Here is a 15,754-nt window from a genome sequence, read left to right on the forward strand (position 1 = left end):
AACGCTTTGTCTTCGTTGCGTCACATTCGATTGCTACCGTCCTGCGAAATATTTTGAAACATTCACCCGCAGGGACTCCCAGTAATGAGTGACGAGCACGAAGACCGCCCTTCCCACGATTGCGCCGCCCAGCCGCCAGTGGACACCAGCCGCCGGCGCTTCCTGGGCGGCGCGGCGGTGCTGGGGGTGGGCGCGACCTTGAGTGCTTGTGGCAACACCGGCGAAGCACCAAGCAAACCGGCGAAGCGGCCGCTCACCGCCAAAGAACTCGACAACGCCCTGCACGAGCAGGTGAAAACCGTAGTGGTGATCTACGCCGAGAACCGCAGTTTCAACAACCTGTTTGCGGATTTTCCTGGCGTAGAGAAACCGCTGTCGGCGCTCTCCGCCAGCGACGCCCTGCAACGTGATCGCGACGCCAGCGTGCTGCCCAGCCTGCCCCCCGCCTGGGGCGGCGTATTGCAAGTCGGCCCACAAAGCGTGGACGGGGTGACCTACCCCAGCGACGTGCAATTCCAGGAAAACCTGCCCAATGCACCGTTCGCCCTCAAAGGCCCGAATGCCGAAGACCTGCCCTTGAGCCTCGTCACCCGTGATCTGTGGCACGTGTTCTACCAGAACCAGATGCAGATCAACGGCGGCAAGAACGACGGTTTCGTTGCCTGGGCCGATTCCGGCGGGCTGGTGATGGGCCATTACGCCCAAAGCCGTTATTCCCTGCGGCTGTGGGATGTGGCCAAGGAGTTCGTGCTCTGCGACAACTTCTTCCAGGGCGCGTTTGGCGGCTCGTTCCTTAACCATCAATACCTGATCAGCGCCACCGCGCCGTTTTATCCGAATGCCACGCAATCGGTAGCCAAGGCGCAGATTGCCACGCTGCAAAGTGACGACCCCACCGACCCGCGCCTCAAGCCGATGGAGACATCCCCGGCCAGCGCCATGACCGGCCCACCGCAGTTCGGCCCCAGCGCGCTGACGCCCGACGGTTACGCCGTGAACACCCTGGCCCCGCCCTACTGGCCGACCTGGATTCGCGACCCGCAGAACCCGGATTACTCAAAGCCCGACCTGCCCAACGTGCTGGTGCCGCAAACCCACGAGCATATCGGCGACAAGCTGTCGAAAAAAAACGTCGACTGGGCCTGGTACGCCGGGGCATGGCAGGCGACGCTGGATCAGTTCAAGGATTCGGGCGGCATCCCGAAAATCCCCAACTTCCAGTACCACCACCAGCCATTCAACTACTTCAAGCAACAAGGCCCGCAACACCGCGCCGAGCGCGACAAACGCCTGCGCGACGGCGGGCTGGGGGACGAGTCGAGCACCAACCGGTTCTTCGCCGACGCCCAGGCCGGCAAGCTGCCCGCCGTTACGTTCTACAAACCCCAGGGCAACCTCAACATGCACGCCGGTTACGCCGACGTGGCGTCGGGCGACCGCCATATCGCCCGCGCCCTCAAGGTGCTGCAGGAAAGCCCGCAATGGAACAACATGGTCGTGGTGGTGACGGTCGACGAAAACGGCGGTTGGTGGGACCACGTAGCGCCGCCCAAAGGCGACCGCTGGGGCCCGGGCACGCGGATACCGGCGCTGGTCGTTTCGCCCTTCGCACGCAAAGGCACGGTGGACCATACGGTGTACGACACCGCGTCGATCCTGCGCCTGATCACGCGGGTGTTCCAGCTGGAAAAACTCGACGGCCTCAAGCAACGTGATGACGCGATGCTCGCCCGTGGCCAGAAGCCCATGGGGGATTTGAGCAACGCATTGCAGTTCGACCTGTAGGTTTTCTTATCCAATAGCGACACGCCCGGCGATTTAGTACGCGGGTTTCCTGGTCAGCCGCTACTGTGTGGAAGTGGGCTTTCATCCCGCGCAGACGGGCTTTCGCTGACAAGGAACCAACTATGTTCAAACCGACCAGGCTCTCCCTGACCCTGGCCGCACTGCTGACCAGTGCGGCCGTGCAGGCCGACATCGAAGTACCACTGGGCAGCACGCAACGGGTCACCCAGTTGTTCGCTTACCCCAATAACTGCAACGTGATCTGCGTGCGGCCATGGACGCTGGAGCAGACCGCCGAGCACTACCTGAACCAAAGCCTGCAGCGCGACGGCTACAGCCGCGCCAAGGTCAGTGTCAAAACCCATGATGGGCAAGTCTCGGCGACCTTCAGCGGGGTTCCCGATGCTTACGGCCAGCCATTGACGGCCTTGCTCAATACCGCCGACCTCGCCTACCAAGGCGCGAGCACACTCAACAGCGATGGCAAATGGGCCTACAACTGGTACCTGTTCCTGCCGCTCGGTATGGCTTTGGAGAACCGCAAAAGCATTGAACTGCTGCATTTCCCACCCGATTACTCGCTGACCCAGGCCCAGGACTACCTGGAATCGGCCACCACCGACCGCTGGGCCGCGCTGCTCACCGACAATGGCGTACCGGCCACCGAAACCCCGGCCTACCAGACCATCATCGACATCGCGCCCATCGCCGCGCCGTCCAATGCGGGCAAGGACCTGGAAAACGTCTACAGCTACTTCACCGACTACCAGACACGCATGGTCCAGGAGCTGAGCCTGCATGCCAACGGCTCGTTGCCGATGGTCGCGTTCGGCACGCCGGTGCGTAACTGGATCAAACAACAATACGGCCAAACCGTCGGCGTTCTGGGCCTCACGCAGATCAGCCCGACGGCGGGCAAAACCGTGTCGGTACTGGGCTCCAACCACCCCAGCTACATTTGGTATGCGGCGGACCCGGCCAGCTATGACGGCAATGAGCAAAAAGCCGATGAAGCCGGCCTGAAAGTGATGGGCCAGGACCTGAGCGCCGCGTGTTGGCAGGCCGGCATGGGACAAAAACCGGCGAGCGATCCGAATGTGCTGCTCAAAGCCTGCATGAACACCTGGCAGGTCACGCGTAAAGAGCAGACCTGCGAACTGTTCTACACCTCGGTACGCAACCTGAGCCCGGAAAAAGCGAATGCGATGTGCGCCACCGCCGCGATCAAGACTCAGCTCAAACAGCTCAAAAACCCCGCTCCCGCCCCAGCCGTCAGCAACCCTGCACTGTAACCGCGCACAAAAAAAAGCCGATTTCTACTGTCAGATCTGACAGTAGAAATCGGCTTCATCTTCAGTGAGTCTTGAGCCGCGCCCATACGCTGCAAGACTGGTTGTCAGCCACCCCCCGCAGGTCGATGCAGCCCCACCAAGGAGAGTTATGAAAACTCAGGCCATGGATAAGGCTAAATCCGCTGTGAGTGAATGCCTGTACCCCTTCAAGATGCTACTGGCTGAACAGGGCTACCCGTCGTCCGAGCACTTTCAGATGATCCCAGGCACGGCTGACATGGCGGCGGGGGGCCAGGCTCGCAAAGACTTCGACACCCGTGTGCGCATCGCCAAAGTCTCCGGCTACGCCGTGAGCGAGCGACGCGCGCATACCTTGCAGCTGTCTACACGCATCCACTTGTACGATTGCTGGTTCTGCGGCCTGCTGCGGCACTCCTGCAACCCGAATGTGTTTTTGGACACTACCTACCTCGAGCTTTGGAGCGTACAGCCGATTGCCGCCGGCACGGCGCTGACGCTGGATTACGCCAGCACCGAGGATGAGCTGTTCCGGCAGTTCGCCTGCCAATGCGGCGAGCTGAACTGCCGGGGTTGGATCACCGGCAGCCAGGAGCCTCTGAACGCCCAAGGGCAGGCGTTCATGGCACAGTGGCGGACGCGCAAACGCCCTTAGGCTTCGCCCAACGGGCGCAGGCGATATTGCGGCGGCAATTGCTCGAAGCCACTGATGGTGGTGTTCAAGCTCTTCCAGCGGCCATCCTTGATGCCGTAGATGCAGCCATGGATCGATAGGCTCTGCCCACGGTGCCAGGCGTTTTGCACAATGCTGGTGTGGCCGACGTTGGCCACTTGCTGAATCACGTTCAGCTCGCACAGGCGGTCGACACGCTCTTCTTCGGTGGGCAACTGCGCCAGCAGGTCGCGGTTTTCGTAATACAAGTCACGAATGGTGCGCAGCCAGCCGTCGATCAGGCCGAACTGACGGTCCTGCATCGAGGCGCGCACACCGCCACAGCCATAGTGGCCGGTGACGAGGATGTGTTTGACCTTGAGCACGTCGACGGCGTACTGGATCACCGACAGGCAATTGAGGTCGGTGTGCAACACCACGTTGGCCACGTTGCGGTGCACAAACAGATCCCCCGGCAGCATGCCGACGATCTCGTTGGCCGGTACGCGCGCGTCGGAACAACCGATCCACAGGTACTCAGGGGTTTGCTGGCGGGCGAGCTTGGCGAAGAATTCGGGATCTTCCTGTTTGATCGCATCCGCCCAGCGTTCGTTGTTATCAAGCAGGTCTTGTAGTTCGTTCATCAGGGAAAGCCTCAGGAATGATGCGCAGTTTTGTGACTGACAACCCCTCGTTCAGGTCACGCCACGCGCAAATTAGCTTGAATCTTTGGTGCGGGCGGCCTGTCCACACACTATAAGCCCCACAGTATGAGGATTGGCCATGACTGAATCACGACGTCCCTACGGAGCTACACAGCCGGAACCCATCGACGACAACGAAGACCGCATGGGCGAGATGCGCGAGCTGGATTTTGATGAGGAAGAACCGACGGCGGAAATCGGCGAAGAGATCCCGCGTCGCGAACGCGAGCACTTGATGCCCGACGAACGGGTGCGCGAAGCCGGGCTGACCGGGGCTTCGACGGCTGACCATGAGTCGACCGACGATGACATTAGCCCCGAGACACTGATCCATGAAGATGGCGCGCGGGATGCGCGGGAGGCAGGCGAAGACTACCCGGCAGACTTTGACCTAAGCATCGTCGACGAGGATGAGATTGGCGGCGGGAATGGCTTGGATGAAGCCGAACTGGCCGATATCGACCCCGTCGACGGCAACCGCTGACACACGGTAGATCCAAATGTGGGAGGGGGCTTGCTCCCGATAGCGGTAGATCAGTCGGCACATGCATTGACTGACAGCCTGCCATCGGGAGCAAGCCCCCTCCCACAGTGGTTTTGTGACTTAGTCGACCAGGGTGCAAGCCATCACGACCGCATCTTCGCGCCCCCCCACGGCGGGGTAGTAGTCGCGCCGACGGCCGATTTCGTTGAAGCCGTAACGTTCGTACAGGCGGAACGCGCCGGTATTGCTGTCGCGCACTTCGAGGAAACATTCACGTGCATTGGCGGCGTAGGCGCGGGACATCAAGTGTTCCAGCAGCGCCAGGCCCAACCCACGGCCCTGGTTTTCCGGCTTGACGGTGATGTTCAGCAAATGCGCTTCATCGAGGATGATCTGCACCACACCATGACCCACTTGCTGCTCACCCTCGAACATCAGCCAGATCTGGTACTTGCCCAGCCCATCGAGAAAGATCCCACGGGTCCAGGGGTGGCTGAACGCCGCGTATTCGATTTTCAGCACGGCGTCGAGGTCAGCCTCGGTCATCGGGCGGAAGGATAAAGCCTCACTCATCGGTTGTTTTCCAGCGCGCCATCAGCCGGCGCATGGCTTGCCAGACATCAGCCTTACGCTGTGGCTCTTCCATTAATAATTCCAGGCCCGGCAGGGCCCATACCGACCCCAGGCCTTCGACCTGCAGTTCGCGGTACCAGGCCTCGGCGTTGGCTTCGCCGGCAAACCGCACGGCGGGCAGGCCGATCAGCCACAGGCACACGCAGGGTTCGTCTTCCAGGCGCGCCGAGACAAAACCTTGTACAAAATCCCGTGCAGCCTCCGGGCCCTGGTCCATGGTGCCGCGCACCAGCAGTGGCCAGCGCACCGGGTCACCGACGATTTGCGGGCTGTCGGGCAGGCCGGCGGCGCGCAGCATGTCCTTGAGCAGCATGTAGGCCGGGTCGCGGGTCTGGAAGCGTTCGCCAGTGGGCAATTCCACCAGCAGCAGACAGCGCCCGGCCCGCAGCAATTGCAGGGCAAAACGCGGCGGCGGCACTACCGGGGCCTTGACTACCGGCGCAACCTCTTCGGCCACCACCGGCTTGGCCACCGGCGAGGGGCGTGGCACTTCGATCTTGGCGCGCTCAACCACCGGGCGCACCTGCGGCTCGGGCTTGACCACCGCCACCGGTGCGGCGGACTCCTCGCCCGACGTCTCAAACGCCTCATAGGGCTCAAGCGCCTGCAGCAGCTCGGGCCGCGACGGCGCGGCAAACGGCAGTTCGGTGCGGGGCAGCCAGTTGACCACCTGCATGGCGGTCAAGTAAGCGCGACGTCGGGACTCGATAAGCACAGCTCGGCCACTTGTGGATAACTAAAGAGCGGGGATTCTACCGCTGTTCGGCAACAATCGCCCACTGCGCACTGACCGGCTGTGGATAAATCCCGCGCTTGATGCAGTACAATCGCGACTTTTAATCGCCAACCAGCCGGCCATTCCGATGATCGAACCCAAGCGCGTCTTGCGCGCCCTCGCCGAACACTGGGCCCTGCTTGAGCCACTGTGCGAACACTTCGACCAAGGCACCCTGAGCCTCAGCGAGCTGCGCGCACAACTGGCCGCCCAACAACTGGACAGCACGCCCCAGGACATCACCAGCCTGCTGGACGTGTGGATTCGCCTGGATATCCTGGTGCCTGTCGCCAAAAGCCCGAACCGTTTCGAGCTGAACGCGCAGATCCACGACTTCCTGGCCTATCTTCGCAAGGAGCACCGGCTTGGCCTGTGCCTGGAAATCGAAGCCTACCTGCGCCACCTGGAGCGCCTGGCCGGTTACATCCAGGACGCCTTCGACATCCGCGACGGCCACGACCTGGCCCGTCAACTGCGCCTGCTGGATATGCGCGTGCGCGACGTGCTGAAAAAGCTCGCCAACGACGAACAGGCCCTCGCAGCCGTGGCCGACCGCGCCAAGACCAGCGACCGGCAGATCCCGTTGCGCCAGCGTTACGCCGAGGTATTGGCGACCTGGGATGAATATGTCGAACCGATGATCCAACTGGTGAACGCCGACGGCGCGTTCGAACAGGGCGTGCGCAAGGTCGAGAATGTGCTGCTGCGCATGCTCACCGAACAGCAGCGCCTGGGCCACCTGGTGGACGACGACATGCTGCTGCGCACCCACGCGCGCATCCTCGAAATGCAGACCAGCGCTCAGTTGACCTTGCGCCACGCCCGCGAGCTGTTGCTGCCGCTGCGCGAAGAAGCGCGGCGGCACAACGCCGTGACCCGGGGCGCGGCGCTGGCCTTGTCGGCCATCCGCCGTAAAGGTCTGGACGCCGTACCGCAGGCGGCGATGCCGATGTTCACTCGGCCGCAAAGCACTTTTCTCGGGAGTGCCAGCCAGGTCGAGGCTTATGTGTATGCATTGGCGAATTTCGAGCCGAAACCGGCACGTTTCCCCAAGGCGCACAAATCCCACAAGGGCGACGCCCAGCGTGCGCCGCGCACGGTCAAGGAGATGCTCGAGCGCTGCGAAGACGCGCTGCCGATGCCCGACCTGATGACCTGGCTGCTGGAGCAGGAACCGGACGGCGCCACCGACGAATTGCTGTACTGGTTTTCACGGCTCTCGCGTGAAAAACGCTTCAAGCGCGAACGCCTGGAACGCCGCGATTACCACACACACGAGCACCAGGTCAGCCTGCGCTCATTCGCCCTGCTCCCGGCCAGCACCGACTCCGCCGAGAATTCTGCGAGCACGCCTTATGCATCTTGATCTATCCGAACTGTCACAGCTGGCGCCGATCTTTCGCGAGCTGTTCAAGGGTTACCACGTCAGCCGCCGCGACCCGGAGCTGTACGCGCAACTGTCGAACTTCCAGGACCAGTACCGCACGCTGTTCAAAGCCCTGGGCTTTGAGCTGGTGTGCGATACCCGCGGTTTCTATTACTTCGTGCCGGACTCCGCCATTGCCAGCGCGCAGGTGAACAAGACCGCCCAGCGCCTGGCGTTGTTCACCTTCATCCTCGTCGAGCACCTGGCCGACCAGGGCCGCGACCCGATCGCCGTGCTCGACGGTGGCAGCCTGGGCCGCGATGAGCTGCCGTCGTTGCTGGAGAAGTACCGCGACCTGTTTATCCAGGCCGAAGTACAGACGCAGGAAGAACTCGAAGAGAAAATCATGCGCCGCATGACTCAGCTCGGTTTCGCCAGCGAAGACAACGGCATTTACCGCTTCCTGCCGCCGATGCACCGCTTCCTCGACGTGTGCCTGTCGGTGCAGCAGGACCGCGACCTCGCGGCCAGCGTGCACAGCGTGTTGCCGCTACCGGCGCCGGTGATCATCGATGAAGACAGCGATGAGAAACTGCTGAAAACCGATGACCCGCTCGATCTCAGTGACTTCTCTGACGAGAGCGAAGAAGACGCCCTGGCCCGTGCCATTGCCGAAGAACAGGAGACCGATGCATGAGCAAGGAACGCTACGGCATCCGCCGCTTCGCCCTATTGAACACCGCAGGTTACAGCCTGGGCCTGTTCCCGCTGGAAGAACCGTTGTCGGTGTATGGTGCGAACAACCTGGGCAAATCCGCCTCGATCAACGCCTTGCAGTTCCCGATCCTGGCGCGCATGTCGGACATGAGCTTCGGCAAGTACACGCTGGAGCAATCGCGGCGCTTCTACTTTGCCACCGACACCAGCTACATCCTCGTGGAAGTCTCGCTGCCCCACGGCCCGCATGTGATCGGCGTGGTCGGGCGTGGCCCGGGCGGTGGTTTCGGTCACCAGTTCTTTGCCTACGCAGGCAAGCTGGACCTGGCCCACTACCAGAAAAACGACACTTGCCTGCGCCAGAAAGAGCTGTTCACCAACCTGGAGCGCGAGGGCCTGAAAGCCTACGAGCTCAAGCCGGATGAACTGCGCCGTTTGCTGGTCGGCGGCCACACGTCGATCCCGCTGGACCTGACCCTGATTCCGCTGCGCTCCACCAGCGAGCAGAGCCTCAAGACCTTCCGCGCGCTGTTTATCAACTTGCTGCACATGCGCGAAATCACCGCAGCCAAGCTCAAGCAGCTGTTCCTCGATGCGTTCGAACACAGCCTGCGTTCCGGCAGCGTGGATTACATCGCCGCGTGCGAAGAAGCCTTCCGCGATGTGCGGCGCATGGAGCAGGACTACAACTCGCTGGTCGCTGCCGGCCCGTTGGTCGAGGCACTGGCCAATGGCGTGCGCCTGCGCGATGTACTGCGCGGCAAACTGCATCGCCTGTCGCCGCTGCTGGACTCGTTGCTGGGCACCTGGTCGGACTACGCCAGTGCGCGCAAGGAAGAGCTGACCATTCAAGCCGAGCACTACCGTAATGAGCAGGACGCGCTGCAGAACGACCAGCGTGGCGGCACCCAGGAGCTGATGCGCCTGGAGCGGGAAATCAGCGGCATTCAGCGTTGGCTCGGCGAGCTGTCGGTGCTCAAGCATCGCTTTGCGCTGGTGGACGACGTCAAGGTGCTGGAGCAGCAATTGCTGGCGGCCAAGGATGCGCACGATGAACTGGCGGGCGCCCTGGCGCAGTCGCGGCAGTTCAGCGCCGAGGACTTGGACGAGCGCTTGCGCGACCTAGAAAAACGTCTCAAGTCGGTCAAGCAGCAGCTCGACCACGCGGACAACAACAGCTACGCCAAGCTGCGCGAAGAGTTCTCGCAGCAAGATGTCGAGCGTCTGATGCGCCTGTTCAACAGTTCGCTGTTCAGCCTGCCGTTGGGCGAGCATGGCATCACGCTGGATGAGGACGGCCAGTGGGTCAAATCCCTGGAGCAGATTCTCGATGGCTTCAAGGGCGAGCGTTTTGAAGTGCCGGGGCTGTCCATCGACATCTCGCACATCGAGCCGCCAGCCTTGCAGGCCCTGGCCGATCGCGCGGCGTTGCGTGACCAGAAAGAGCGCCTGGAAAAAGAACTCAAGCAACTGAAAACCCAGCAGGCCGTGGCCTCTGACCGCGCCGCGAGCAAGACCCAGACCGAAGCGTTGTACCAGCAGGTGCTGGATGCGCAAAAGGCCCTGGAAGACTTCCGTCGCGCACAGACCCTGAGCGCCGAAGAAGGCGAGAAGCTGGAAAACCTGGCGCAGATGGAAGCGGCGCAGGATGAGTTGAAGCGCTCCAGTGATGCCTTCACCGAACGCGTCCAGCAACTGTCGGCCAAGCTGCAACTGGTGGGCCGGCAGATCGGCGATATGGAAGCCAAGCAGCGTACGCTGGATGACGCGTTGCGTCGTCGTCAGTTACTGCCAGCGGACCTGCCGTTCGGCACACCGTTCATGGACCCGGTCGACGACTCCATGGACAACCTGCTGCCGCTGCTCAATGACTATCAGGACAGCTGGCAGGGCTTGCTGCGCGCCGATGGCCAGATCGAGGCGCTGTACGCCCAGGTGCGCCTCAAGGGCGTGGCCAAGTTCGACAGCGAGGATGACGTGGAGCGCCGTCTGCAGTTGCTGATCAACGCCTATGCGCACCGCACCGATGAGGCCCTGACCCTCGGCAAGGCGCGGCGTGCGGCGGTCACCGATATCGCACGGACCTTGCGCAATATCCGCAGCGACTACGACAGCCTGGAACACCAGTTGGCGTTGTTCAACCGCGAGATCAACAAGCGCCAAGTGTCCAACCTGCAGAGCTTCCGTATCGTGCTGGCGCCGAACAAGGAAGCCCTCAAGCATATCGACCAGATCATCCACAGTGCCGGTCAGTATGAAGAAGGCGAAACCCTGTCGGTGTTCGACCTCAGCCAGAGCGCCGAGCAGGACAACAAGAACGAAGAGGCCAAGGAATACCTCGCGCGCCTGGTGGCCGCCAACCATAACCAGTTGGGCCTCAAGGATCTGTTCGAGCTGGCCTTCGAGATCACCAAGGTGCATGGCCAGCCGGTGATTCATACCGACATCGATGGCGCCGCGTCCAACGGCACCACCATGACCATCAAGGCGCTGACCAACATGTACTTGTTGCTGCACTTGATGGACCGCGATCAGGCCGGGCGCGTGCGCTTGCCGTACTACCTCGATGAGGCGGCGGACATCGACGAGAAGAACCAGGCGGCGTTGCTGGAAACCAGTTTGCAGCTGGGCTTTGTGCCGATCCTGGCCAGTGTGAAACCGCAGGTGTCGGCCCAGGTGGCAATCGACCTGGAAGGTGGCAGCGGGCCGAACGGGATCTACATCGATGAGGCGGACTGGAAGTACATCCGTCGTCACGATGCGGTGAAAGCGACGATGAATGTACAGGCGGACGAGCCGGAGTTGGATGAGGTCTGATCCACTGCGCTGAAATGCGAAAAGGCCGCGATCTTCTGGATCGCGGCCTTTTTTGTGGGGATTGTGGTGGTGTTGAGGGCCTCATCGGGGGCAAGCCCCCTCCCACATTTGACCGCATTCCAACGTTGGAACTCGGTCAAGTGTGGGAGCGGGCCGAACGGGATCTACGTCGATAAGGCGCACTGGAAGTACATCCGTCGTCACGATGTGGTGAAAGCGACGATGAATGTACAGGCGGACGAGCCGGAGTTGGATGAGGTCTGATCCGCTGCGCTGAAATGCGAAAAGACCGCGATCTTCTGGATCGCGGCCTTTTTTGTGGGGATTGTGGTGGTGTTGAGGGCCTCATCGGGGGCAAGCCCCCTCCCACATTTGACCGCATTCCAACGTTGGAACTCGGTCAAGTGTGGGAGCGGGCCGAACGGGATCTACGTCGATAAGGCGCACTGGAAGTACATCCGTCGTCACGATGTGGTGAAAGCGACGGTGAATGTACAGGCGGACGAGCCGGAGTTGGATGAGGTCTGATCCACTGCGCTGAAATGCGAAAAGGCCGCGATCTTCTGGATCGCGGCCTTTTTTGTGGGGATTGTGGTGGTGTTGAGGGCCTCATCGGGGGCAAGCTCCCTCCCACATTTGACCGCATTCCAACGTTGGAACTCGGTCAAGTGTGGGAGCGGGCTTGCTCGCGAAGGCCGCGCCTCGGTTATTTGCCGAGTGGAATTTTAGGCGCCCACGTCAGCCACTCATCTTCAAACTTATCGAACAACGGGAAAGTCTGCTGCGGCCGGGCGGCATTGCCCATGCGCTCGCCGTCCGGCGTGGCGAAAGCGATACCACCGACAACCAGGGTTTCCAGGGATTCGGTCCGCACAGTCGCGCCCTTGAACAAACCGAAGTCCAGGTCAAAGCCGCTGGTGTTCCAGAAACGGCTGCCACCGCGTACCAACGGTGCGTACTTGGGTTCGATCAGGATATGCACCAGCACGCGGTCGGCGGTCTGGCCCAATTCGTAACCAGTAACTTTGCCCACGGTGACCTCACGGTAGGTCACCGGTACGCCCTCCTTGAGCGAGCCACGGCGTGCAGCACTGAGCACCAGGCGCAAGCCTTGCTCTTGATGGACGGCTTCGGGCGGCTGGTCCAGGGCGACGAAATTCTTCTGTGGCCCGGCATTTTTTGCCGCCGGCTGCACTTCGATGTACTGCCCGGTGACCAAGGTTTCCAGGTTGGAGGTTTTCATCAGGCCCAGCTCAGGCTTGACCACCCAGAACTGGCTGCCGGCACGCGCAATGCGATCCGCCACTTGGGTGATACGTGCGCTGAGCAGCACTGACTGCATGTCGGCGCTGAGGTCGACGCTCTCGATCTTGCCCACGTCCAGGCCCTTGAACCGCACCGGGGTGCCAGGGCGCATGCCGTCGGCGCGATCGACCTTGATGGTCACCAGGGTGCCGTGTTGATTGGCCGCCTCGCGGTCGGCGAAAAGGCGGAAACGTGGGATGCGCTTTTTCAGCGGCACATTGGGTTCAGGCGTTTCGAACGCGATACCGCCGGCCATCAGGCTGGCCAAAGACTCACTCTTCACTTGAATGCCGCCGGTGAGCCCGCCCGTCAAGGTAACCCCGCTGGCATTCCAGAAACGTGTCGAGCCATTGACCAGGTTTTCATATTCCTTCTCGATATGAACACCGATCACCAGCTGCTTGTTCTTGCGCGAAAATTGGTAGCTCTGCACCGAACCGACCTTGACCTGCTTGTAGAGGATCGGGCTGCCGACATCCAGGGAGCCTAGGTTGTCGGTGAACAGGACCATGTGCAGGCCCGGGGAGCGCAGGTCCAGCGGTGGCGCCTTGGCACGCGCGACGAATTCGCGTTGCGGGGCGCTGCCTTTGTCACCCGGGCGGATGGCGATGTAGTTACCCTTTACCAACGCTTCCAGGCCGGTGATGCCCGCCAGGGAGATGGAGGGTTTGACCACCCAGAACTGGGTGTCCTGCACCAGGTAGTCTTCGGCCAATGGGTCGAGGGTCAGTTCGGCGTTGGCGCTGGACAGGTCCGGGTCGATCTTCAAGGTTTTCAGGCTGCCGACCTGGATGCCTTTGTACATGACCGGGGTGCGCCCGGCCTGCAGGCCTTCGAAGTCGGTCAGTTTGACCTTGACCCTGATGCCCGCCGCGGCGGCGTCAAAATCTTCGTACAGACGGAACGGCAGGCTCGGGTCTGTTGGCGGGCTGTCCTTGCGATTCTCCGGCGTGGCGAAGGCAATACCGCCGGCGACGATGCTGGAGAGGGACTCGCTACGCACCTTCACACCGGAGAGGTTGGCGTCGATGCTGATGCCGCTGGCGTTCCAGAAACGCGTGTGTTTGCGCACCAGGTTGGCGTAGGTCGGTTCGATATAGACCTTGATCTCGACGGTGCTCTGGTCTTCAGAGAGCAGGTAGCTTTTGACCTGGCCAACCTGGATCTGCTTGTAGAACACCGGGCTGCCACGGTTGAGCGAACCGAGACGATCGGCCTTGATGGTCAAGTGCAGGCCCGGCTTGGCGTCGGACAACGGCGGCTCTTCAGAGAGCGCCTTGAATTTGCGCGAGGGCTCACCGTCACCTGGGCTGGCGGCAATATAGTTACCCGACACCAGGGTTTCCAGGCCAGTGATACCCGCCAGGCTGACACTCGGCTTGACCAACCAGAAACGGGTGTTGGTCTTGAGGTACTGGTCAACGTCCTTGTTCATCTCGATGGTAGCGATTACCCCGCGATTGCTGCCCTCGTCATCCAGGGCCAGGGCCTTGACCTTGCCTACGGGCATGCCTTTGTAGACCACTTCGGTTTTATTGACCTGAATGCCCTCGCCGCTCTCAAAGCGAACCTGGATCTCGATGCCCTGCTGGGAATAGGCACGCCACCCCAGCCAGCCGCCGATAATCAGGGCAATCAGGGGCAGCACCCAAATGGCCGACCAGTTGGAGGCCGGGCGGGTTTTAGCTTTAGGCAAATCACTCATGGTCGTCGTCCGACTCCGTGTTATCCCAAATCAGTCGGGGATCGAAAGTTACTGCGGCAAGCATCGTCAAGATGACCACACTGGCGAACGCCGCGGCGCCGAGGTTGGCCTCGACACTGGCAAGTCGCCCAAAGTTTACAACCGCCACCAGGATGGCGATCACGAAGATATCCAACATGGACCAGCGGCCAATGAATTCAATAAAGCGGTACATCACAATGCGCTGCTGCGCGGACAACGGCTGATGACGCTGCACCGAGAATAGCAGCAAGCCGATGCCCACCAACTTGAAGGTCGGCACCAGGATACTAGCGATGAATACCACCGCCGCGATCGGAAACATGCCGTGCTGCACCAACTGGATCACGCCGGCCATGATGGTACTGGGATCGCCCTGGCCAAGGGAGTTGATGGTCATGATGGGTAACAAATTAGCGGGTATATACAGAATGGCTGCCGTGATCAGCAACGCCCAGGTGCGGGTGAGGCTGTTCGGACGACGGGCATGGATCAACGCGCCGCAACGGGTGCAGAGTTGCTCGTCGGTATGCGGTTCCTGTTTGTTCAGCTCGTGGCATTCGGTGCAAATCAGAATGCCCGCATCAATCGCCCGCATGATCATCTTCTCCTGACAGCGCTTGCCAGATCTGGTGGGGCGACATCACCACCTCAAGCAGTACTTGAACCATTAATAGACTGACGAAACAGACCAATCCCAAGCCGATCGTGATGGAGGCCATGTCGGCGAGCTTTACGATCGCCACCAGCACGCCCATCAAATAGACCTCCAGCATTCCCCAATCTTTCATGTGATGGTAGATGCGGTACAGCAGCAGCCCATAACTGCGACCAACCTTCCAGCGGATGCTGAGCAGGACGGCGAGCTGACAGAGCAGCTTGAGCAGGGGAATCCCCATGCTGCACAGAAACACCACGGCGGCGACGCCTTGCATACCGGTATCAAACAGACCGACCACGCCGCTCCACACGGTGTCTTCCGAGGACTGCCCGAGTAGATTGAGCTGCATGATGGGCAAAAAGTTCGCAGGGATATACAGCAACAGCGCGGCGAGTACCAAGGCGAGGCTGCGCTCTACGACATTGTGGCGGTGAGCGTACAGCTCATAACCGCAGCGCGGGCACTGAGCTTTTTCGCAGAGGGCGAGCGTTGGTTTGCGCATCAGCAAGTCGCACTCATGGCATGCCACCAGGTCGTCCAGTGGTAAATCCGACACCTCAAGGGCATCAACCGGATCGGGCATAAGTAGGGCTCTGACTCTAAAAAAGGTTAGGTGCCTATTCTAGTAGTCTGGTTCAGAAATAACTGCGCAAATTTGTCGGAGGGTTTGTGTCGAATTGGCTTTTCGACCGCCCAAAACAAAACCCCTGTTTGCGTTAGCAAACAGGGGTTCTGGAATTTAATCTTGACGATGACCTACTCTCACATGGGGAAACCCCACACTACCATCGGCGATGCATCGTTTCACTGCTGAGTTCGGGA

General features: G+C 61.1%; 13 protein-coding genes and 1 rRNA gene. 7 read left to right on the forward strand and 7 right to left on the reverse strand.

Annotation, left to right across the window (positions count from 1 at the left end; genetic code table 11):
* The first annotated feature begins 84 nt into the window (after positions 1-84).
* The 3 genes from acpA (at position 85) to GIW02_RS06680 (ending at position 3,750) form a co-directional block, all read left to right on the forward strand.
* Positions 85-1,785, forward strand: coding sequence for an acid phosphatase (gene acpA, locus GIW02_RS06670; protein WP_236418200.1), 1,701 nt, complete (start codon positions 85-87; stop codon positions 1,783-1,785).
* A gap of 122 nt (positions 1,786-1,907) precedes the next feature.
* Positions 1,908-3,077, forward strand: a complete 1,170-nt coding sequence (locus GIW02_RS06675) for a hypothetical protein (RefSeq protein WP_236418201.1) — start codon at positions 1,908-1,910, stop codon at positions 3,075-3,077.
* A gap of 148 nt (positions 3,078-3,225) precedes the next feature.
* A complete protein-coding gene (locus GIW02_RS06680) occupies positions 3,226-3,750 on the forward strand; it encodes an SET domain-containing protein (protein WP_236418202.1) in 525 nt (174 codons plus the stop codon).
* Here the strand turns inward: GIW02_RS06680 and can are convergent.
* Positions 3,747-4,391, reverse strand: a complete 645-nt coding sequence (gene can / locus GIW02_RS06685; RefSeq protein ID WP_010213394.1) for a carbonate dehydratase — start codon at positions 4,389-4,391, stop codon at positions 3,747-3,749. The genes GIW02_RS06680 and can overlap by 4 nt on opposite strands.
* A 139-nt stretch (positions 4,392-4,530) precedes the next feature.
* Between can and GIW02_RS06690 the strand changes: the two genes are divergently transcribed.
* Entirely contained in the window at positions 4,531-4,935 is a 405-nt protein-coding gene (locus GIW02_RS06690; RefSeq protein WP_236418203.1) for a serine kinase/phosphatase, read from the forward strand.
* A 120-nt stretch (positions 4,936-5,055) separates the two neighbouring features.
* Here the strand turns inward: GIW02_RS06690 and rimI are convergent, their stop codons facing one another.
* Together rimI and GIW02_RS06700 are read right to left on the reverse strand one after the other, a co-directional pair.
* Positions 5,056-5,508 carry a ribosomal protein S18-alanine N-acetyltransferase gene (gene rimI / locus GIW02_RS06695; protein ID WP_003188286.1) on the reverse strand — a complete coding sequence of 151 codons (453 nt, stop codon included), beginning with the start codon at positions 5,506-5,508 and terminating at the stop codon, positions 5,056-5,058.
* Positions 5,501-6,244 carry an energy transducer TonB gene (locus GIW02_RS06700; RefSeq protein ID WP_236418206.1) on the reverse strand — a complete coding sequence of 248 codons (744 nt, stop codon included), beginning with the start codon at positions 6,242-6,244 and terminating at the stop codon, positions 5,501-5,503. The genes rimI and GIW02_RS06700 overlap by 8 nt, the downstream gene beginning before the upstream one ends.
* A 187-nt stretch (positions 6,245-6,431) precedes the next feature.
* Between GIW02_RS06700 and mksB the strand changes: the two genes are divergently transcribed.
* The 3 genes from mksB to mksF are packed head-to-tail and all read left to right on the forward strand — an operon-like array spanning position 6,432 to position 11,243.
* Positions 6,432-7,709, forward strand: coding sequence for an Mks condensin complex protein MksB (gene mksB, locus GIW02_RS06705; protein WP_012722060.1), 1,278 nt, complete (start codon positions 6,432-6,434; stop codon positions 7,707-7,709).
* Positions 7,699-8,406, forward strand: coding sequence for an Mks condensin complex protein MksE (gene mksE, locus GIW02_RS06710; protein WP_122539385.1), 708 nt, complete (start codon positions 7,699-7,701; stop codon positions 8,404-8,406). The genes mksB and mksE overlap by 11 nt, the downstream gene beginning before the upstream one ends.
* A complete protein-coding gene (mksF, locus tag GIW02_RS06715; protein WP_236418204.1) occupies positions 8,403-11,243 on the forward strand; it encodes an Mks condensin complex protein MksF in 2,841 nt (946 codons plus the stop codon). The genes mksE and mksF overlap by 4 nt, the downstream gene beginning before the upstream one ends.
* Before the next feature lie 706 nt (positions 11,244-11,949).
* Here the strand turns inward: mksF and GIW02_RS06720 are convergent.
* The 4 genes from GIW02_RS06720 to rrf all read right to left on the reverse strand — a co-directional run.
* On the reverse strand, positions 11,950-14,253 hold the full coding sequence (locus GIW02_RS06720) for an MlaD family protein (protein WP_236419690.1): 2,304 nt from the start codon (positions 14,251-14,253) through the stop codon (positions 11,950-11,952).
* Positions 14,246-14,869 (reverse strand): paraquat-inducible protein A, encoded by a 624-nt coding sequence (locus GIW02_RS06725; RefSeq protein ID WP_236419692.1) that lies wholly within the window; start codon positions 14,867-14,869, stop codon positions 14,246-14,248. Before GIW02_RS06725 ends, GIW02_RS06720 begins: the two co-directional genes overlap by 8 nt.
* A complete protein-coding gene (locus GIW02_RS06730; protein WP_236419694.1) occupies positions 14,856-15,515 on the reverse strand; it encodes a paraquat-inducible protein A in 660 nt (219 codons plus the stop codon). Before GIW02_RS06730 ends, GIW02_RS06725 begins: the two co-directional genes overlap by 14 nt.
* Positions 15,516-15,675: 160 nt before the next feature.
* Positions 15,676-15,754 (reverse strand): 5S ribosomal RNA (rrf, locus tag GIW02_RS27210); the annotation flags it as partial.

This window comes from Pseudomonas syringae (assembly GCF_021606685.1).
Classification (GTDB): domain Bacteria; phylum Pseudomonadota; class Gammaproteobacteria; order Pseudomonadales; family Pseudomonadaceae; genus Aquipseudomonas; species Aquipseudomonas syringae_R.

Coding starts and splice junctions, on each gene's coding strand:
- acpA (WP_236418200.1), top strand. CDS start 85: ATGAGTGACGAGCACGAAGACCGCCCTTCCCACGATTGCGCCGCCCAG.
- GIW02_RS06675 (WP_236418201.1), top strand. CDS start 1,908: ATGTTCAAACCGACCAGGCTCTCCCTGACCCTGGCCGCACTGCTGACC.
- GIW02_RS06680 (WP_236418202.1), top strand. CDS start 3,226: ATGAAAACTCAGGCCATGGATAAGGCTAAATCCGCTGTGAGTGAATGC.
- can (WP_010213394.1), bottom strand. CDS start 4,391: ATGAACGAACTACAAGACCTGCTTGATAACAACGAACGCTGGGCGGAT.
- GIW02_RS06690 (WP_236418203.1), top strand. CDS start 4,531: ATGACTGAATCACGACGTCCCTACGGAGCTACACAGCCGGAACCCATC.
- rimI (WP_003188286.1), bottom strand. CDS start 5,508: ATGAGTGAGGCTTTATCCTTCCGCCCGATGACCGAGGCTGACCTCGAC.
- GIW02_RS06700 (WP_236418206.1), bottom strand. CDS start 6,244: ATGCAGGTGGTCAACTGGCTGCCCCGCACCGAACTGCCGTTTGCCGCG.
- mksB (WP_012722060.1), top strand. CDS start 6,432: ATGATCGAACCCAAGCGCGTCTTGCGCGCCCTCGCCGAACACTGGGCC.
- mksE (WP_122539385.1), top strand. CDS start 7,699: ATGCATCTTGATCTATCCGAACTGTCACAGCTGGCGCCGATCTTTCGC.
- mksF (WP_236418204.1), top strand. CDS start 8,403: ATGAGCAAGGAACGCTACGGCATCCGCCGCTTCGCCCTATTGAACACC.
- GIW02_RS06720 (WP_236419690.1), bottom strand. CDS start 14,253: ATGAGTGATTTGCCTAAAGCTAAAACCCGCCCGGCCTCCAACTGGTCG.
- GIW02_RS06725 (WP_236419692.1), bottom strand. CDS start 14,869: ATGCGGGCGATTGATGCGGGCATTCTGATTTGCACCGAATGCCACGAG.
- GIW02_RS06730 (WP_236419694.1), bottom strand. CDS start 15,515: ATGCCCGATCCGGTTGATGCCCTTGAGGTGTCGGATTTACCACTGGAC.